The sequence below is a fragment of the Pseudomonas sp. CM27 genome (assembly GCF_013179515.1).
Classification (GTDB): Bacteria; Pseudomonadota; Gammaproteobacteria; order Pseudomonadales; family Pseudomonadaceae; genus Aquipseudomonas.
Map to the genome: position 1 here is coordinate 1 of NZ_JABMCN010000354.1, position 4,501 is coordinate 4,501.

Consider the following 4,501-nt stretch of genomic DNA (forward strand, 5'->3'; position numbering starts at 1 on the left):
CATAGGCCGACCACACGTACAGGCCATGGTGGCCCATGGCGAGAAAGTCACCGAAGGTGGCAAAACTCATTGTGCCGCCCTCCGCCCCAGGCTGTTCAACACTTCGTCCTTGACCCAGCTGGCCCGCGCTTCGCGCTTGAGCACTTCAAGGCGCATGCGCAGCAACAGCACGGCGCCGAAGAAGCAGTAGAAGCCCAGCGCCGTGCACAGCAACGGCAGCCACATCTCGGCGGGCATCGCCGGTTTTTCGGTCAGGGTGAAGGTGGCGCCCTGGTGCAGGGTGTTCCACCACTCCACCGAATACTTGATGATCGGGATATTGATCACGCCGACAATCGCCAGCACCGCGCAGGCCTTGGCCGAACTGTCACGGTTACTGATTGCCTGGCCCAGCGCAATGATGCCGAAGTACAGGAAAAGCAGGATAAGCATGGACGTAAGTCGTGCATCCCAGACCCACCAGCTGCCCCAGGTCGGCTTGCCCCAGATGGCGCCGGTGACCAACGCCACGGCGGTCATCCAGGCGCCGATCGGCGCGGCGCATTGCAGGGCGACGTCGGCCAGTTTCATCTTCCACACCAGGCCCACCACCCCGGCCACTGCCAGCAACACATAGCAGGACTGCGCCAGCATCGCCGCCGGCACGTGGATATAAATGATGCGGAAACTGTTGCCTTGCTGGTAATCCTCGGGCGCAAAGGCAAGGCCCCAGGTGATGCCGACGGCCAGCAGCAGCACGGCAGCGCCAGCCAGCCAGGGCAGCATGCGGCCGCTGATGGCATAGAACCATTTGGGGGAGCCCAGCTTGTGGAACCACGTCCAGCTTATTTTCATCAGGGTACATCCAGGGTATTTGCCGGGCTTGAGAGCCCGGGACTCGTTATTCGCCAACGCTGATCTTCAGGCCAGCCGCTATCGCAAAGGGTGCCAGGGTCACGGCCAGGGCCGTCAGGCTGGCGAGCCAGAGCAGGTGGCCGGTTGCGGGCATATTCTGCAACGCCGCCTGCAACGCACCACTGCCCAGGATCAATACAGGGATATACAACGGCAGAATCAGCAATGCCAGTAACAAACCACCACGCTTCAGACCGACCGTCAGCGCGGCACCTACCGCACCCAGCAAACTCAACACCGGCGTACCCAGCAACAAGGAAGCGAGCAACACCGGCAAGCACTGGCTGGGCAGCCCCAGCATCAATGCCAGCAGTGGCGCCAACAGTACCAGTGCCAGCCCGGAAAAGATCCAGTGCGCCAGCACCTTGGCCAGCACCAGCAGCGCCAGCGGATGCGGCGACAGCACCCATTGTTCCAGCGAGCCGTCTTCGAAATCGCTGCGGAACAGGCCGTCCAGCGAGAGCAGCACCGCCAGCAGCGCCGCCACCCAGACCAGGCCTGGCGACAAGGTTTGCAACAATTGGCTTTCCGGGCCGACCGCCAGCGGGAACAAGGCCACGACGATGGCGAAGAACACCAGCGGGTTGGCCAGCTCGGCCGGGCGCCGGAACAGCAGGCGCGCTTCACGGCGCAGCAGCAGGATGAATACGCTCATGCGGCCCACTGCCCCAGGTTCAGCTCACGGTAACCGGACGGCTTGCGGTCGAGCGTGTGGTGGGTGGTCAGCACCACCGTGCCGCCCTGCTCGCAGTGGGCTGCCAGGTGCGCTTCAAGTTGCGCCACGCCTTGCTTGTCGAGGGCGGTGAACGGCTCGTCGAGAATCCACAGCGGCGGGCAGGCCAGGTGCAGCCGGGCCAGGGCCACGCGGCGCTGCTGGCCGGCAGACAAGGTGTGGCAGGGCACGTCTTCGAAACCGCGCAGGCCTACTGCCTGCAGCGCCGCCCAGATCGCATCGCGGCTGGCGGGCTGGTGCAAGGCGCATAACCAGGTGAGGTTTTCCTCGGCAGTGAGCAGGTCCTTGATACCGGCGGCATGGCCGATCCACAGCAGGATGCTGGCCAGGGCATGGCGCTGCTCGGCCAATGGCTTGCCGCCCAGCAGGATCTGCCCGGCGGTCGGCTGCATCAGGCCCGCCAACAGGCGCAACAGGCTGGTCTTGCCACTGCCGTTGGGGCCGCTGATCTGCAGCATGTCGCCGGGCCGCAGCTCGAAAGCGAGGTGCTCGAACAGCAGGCGCCAGTCGCGCTCGCAGGCCAGGCCTGCGGCTTGGAGGTGAAGGGTCACGGTTTCGCCTTATCTTGGTAGGGCCCAGCCCGATATTTTGCCTGTTTCGCGGGCAAACCCGCTCCTACCGGTACCGCGCAGCGCTCGGATGCTGCACAAAAACCTTGTGGGAGCGGGTTCACCCGCGAAGCAGGCAACACCGCGCTGACGCCTTCATGTCTCAAGTCGCCCCCCGCGCTGCCGTTATACTGGCAACCACGGGCGCTCGGCATTATTACACGCGCCGCCGCGCTGCCAAGAGGCCGGGCTCGACAGGTTGTATACAATCATGACTGAAATCAATAGTCTCGGCACACAAACCGCGATCAACAACCAAGCCATGAAGGCGGGCATGACCGGCGAACTGCTGCGCCTGATCCAGGCACAGCCCGGTTTGCTGGCCCCCGGCGAGACCGCGCAGGCCCAGGTAGTGTCGTTGCGCCAGACGGGCCAGGAATTCCAGCTGGTGCTGCGCCTGATCCAGGCCAACGGCGTGCAGACCCAGCTGCAAGCCAGCACCAGCCAGCCCCTGCCCCAAGGCAGCCAGGTCACAGTCAGCCAGACCGAAGGCAATCGCCTGGCGATCCTGCTGCTGCAAGCCAACGCCAGCCAGATCGCCACCCTCACCCGCCTCGATACCAGCAAAGTGCCAGTGGGCACCCTGCTGCAAGGCAAGGTCGTGACCAATCAGCTGCTGCCCCAGGGCCCTGGGCAACCCGCCGCCTACCGGGCGCTGGTCAGCCTGCTCAACAGCGCCCAGGCCGGCGCTACCCTGAGCATCGACAGCCCGCGCCCGCTGGCCATCGGCAGCCTGCTCAGTGCGCTGGTGCAGGGCGACCAGTCGCTGCGCTTCGTGCCGCTTAGCGGACGGCAGGACCAGCTCAATATTGCCCAGCAGCTGCTGACCCAGCAAAACCGCCAGGCCTCGCTGCCCGGCCTGCTTAACGCCCTGCAACAGCTGACCCGCGACCCAGGCGTCGAGGGTAACCTGCGGGCCAGCGCCGAACGCCTGCTGGCCGGCCTGCCGGACGCGCGGCAACTGGGCGACGCCAAGGGTGTGGCCCAGGCCTTGAACAACAGCGGGGCCTTCCTCGAAGCGAAACTGCTGGGCGGCTTCCCTGCCACCGTCGCTACCGACCTGAAGGCGCACCTGCTGCGGCTGGTGGCGCAGGCGCCGATCAACCCGACCGGCGCCCCCAACCTGGCCCCGGCCAGCCTCGCCGTGACCATGCCGGCGCTGGCACGCGGCGCACTGGGCATGCTCGAGCGGGTCAGCCCCAAACCGCAGCCCGGGGCCTTCCCGCTGCCGTCGCGCCTGCTCAAGGCCATGGAAGAAGAAGGCGACCTGCAGCAACTGCTGCGCCTGGCCGCTGCTGCCGTTTCACGCCTGCAAAGCCACGCCATGAGCAGCCTGCAGCAAACCGGCACACTGGAAAACGGCAACCTGCAGAGCACCTGGCAAACCGAAGTGCCGATCCGCCACGGCCAGGAGTTCATCCCCTTGCAGGTGAAGCTGCAGCGCGAGGAAACCCCGCAACAACAGGCCGACCGTCAGCATGAGGCGCAAGACCCGCTACAAGCCCTGTGGCGCATCGAGCTGGCCTTCGACCTCTCACCACTGGGCCCCATGCAGGTCCAGGCGCAACTGAGCCAGGGCCGGCTGAGCGGGCAGCTGTGGGCAGAACGCGAACAAACCGCGCGGCTGATCGACACCCAGCTCGGCGCCCTGCGCGAACGCCTGCTGGCCCGCGGCCTGGATGTCGGCGACCTGGAATGCCACCCCGGCACCCCGCCACAAGGCCCGCGCACGCGGGTAGAGCAACGCTGGGTGGATGAAAACGCATGACTCAGAAGCATCCCCGCCAGGCCATCGCCCTGAGCTACGACGGCCAGCAAGCCCCCACCCTCAGCGCCAAGGGCGACGATGCACTCGCTGAAGCCATCCTGGCGCTGGCCCGCGAACACGAGGTGCCGATCTACGAAAACGCCGAATTGGTGCGCCTGCTGGCGCGCCTGGAGCTGGGTGAGCAGATCCCGGAGGCGCTGTACCTGACCATTGCAGAGATCATTGCATTTGCCTGGCAACTGCGCGGCAAGGTGCCGCCCGGCTTCAGTGACGAACCCGCCACGCCCCGCGACATCACCCCGGTAACCCTGCTGCCGCCACCAGGCGACAACCGGTAGCTATCTACCACCCCCAGTCGGCGTCACCCGTTCAGCCTTGCCCTTTCCAAAAATGAGCAAGGTGAACACCATGTCCACGACCCGCATCAACGCCGCCGGCGTGCAGTATGTTCGCGACCACCTGCGCCAGGTGCCTCGCCCGGACCAGGAGGCCAGCCGC

General features: G+C 65.9%; 5 protein-coding genes and 1 pseudogene. 2 read left to right on the top strand and 4 right to left on the bottom strand.

Translation table 11 applies throughout. The features are described 5' to 3' along the window. The 4 genes and pseudogenes from HP547_RS27490 to ccmA all read right to left on the bottom strand — a co-directional run. A pseudogene (locus tag HP547_RS27490) lies at positions 1-70 on the bottom strand (heme exporter CcmD); the annotation flags it as partial. Beyond that, positions 67-834 (bottom strand): heme ABC transporter permease, encoded by a 768-nt coding sequence (locus HP547_RS27495; protein WP_172230178.1) that lies wholly within the window; start codon positions 832-834, stop codon positions 67-69. The pseudogene HP547_RS27490 and the gene HP547_RS27495, both read right to left, overlap by 4 nt. Positions 835-880: 46 nt before the next feature. Further along, positions 881-1,549 carry a heme exporter protein CcmB gene (gene ccmB, locus HP547_RS27500; RefSeq protein ID WP_172288588.1) on the bottom strand — a complete coding sequence of 223 codons (669 nt, stop codon included), beginning with the start codon at positions 1,547-1,549 and terminating at the stop codon, positions 881-883. Next, positions 1,546-2,178, bottom strand: coding sequence for a cytochrome c biogenesis heme-transporting ATPase CcmA (ccmA, locus tag HP547_RS27505; protein WP_172230182.1), 633 nt, complete (start codon positions 2,176-2,178; stop codon positions 1,546-1,548). The genes ccmB and ccmA overlap by 4 nt, the downstream gene beginning before the upstream one ends. A gap of 268 nt (positions 2,179-2,446) precedes the next feature. Here ccmA and HP547_RS27510 point away from each other — a divergent pair, with 268 nt between their 5' ends. After that, complete coding sequence (locus HP547_RS27510) at positions 2,447-4,003, top strand: flagellar hook-length control protein FliK (protein ID WP_172288590.1); 1,557 nt, start codon at positions 2,447-2,449, stop codon at positions 4,001-4,003. Further along, positions 4,000-4,341, top strand: coding sequence for an EscU/YscU/HrcU family type III secretion system export apparatus switch protein (locus tag HP547_RS27515; protein ID WP_172230186.1), 342 nt, complete (start codon positions 4,000-4,002; stop codon positions 4,339-4,341). Before HP547_RS27510 ends, HP547_RS27515 begins: the two co-directional genes overlap by 4 nt. The last annotated feature ends 160 nt before the right edge of the window (positions 4,342-4,501 follow it).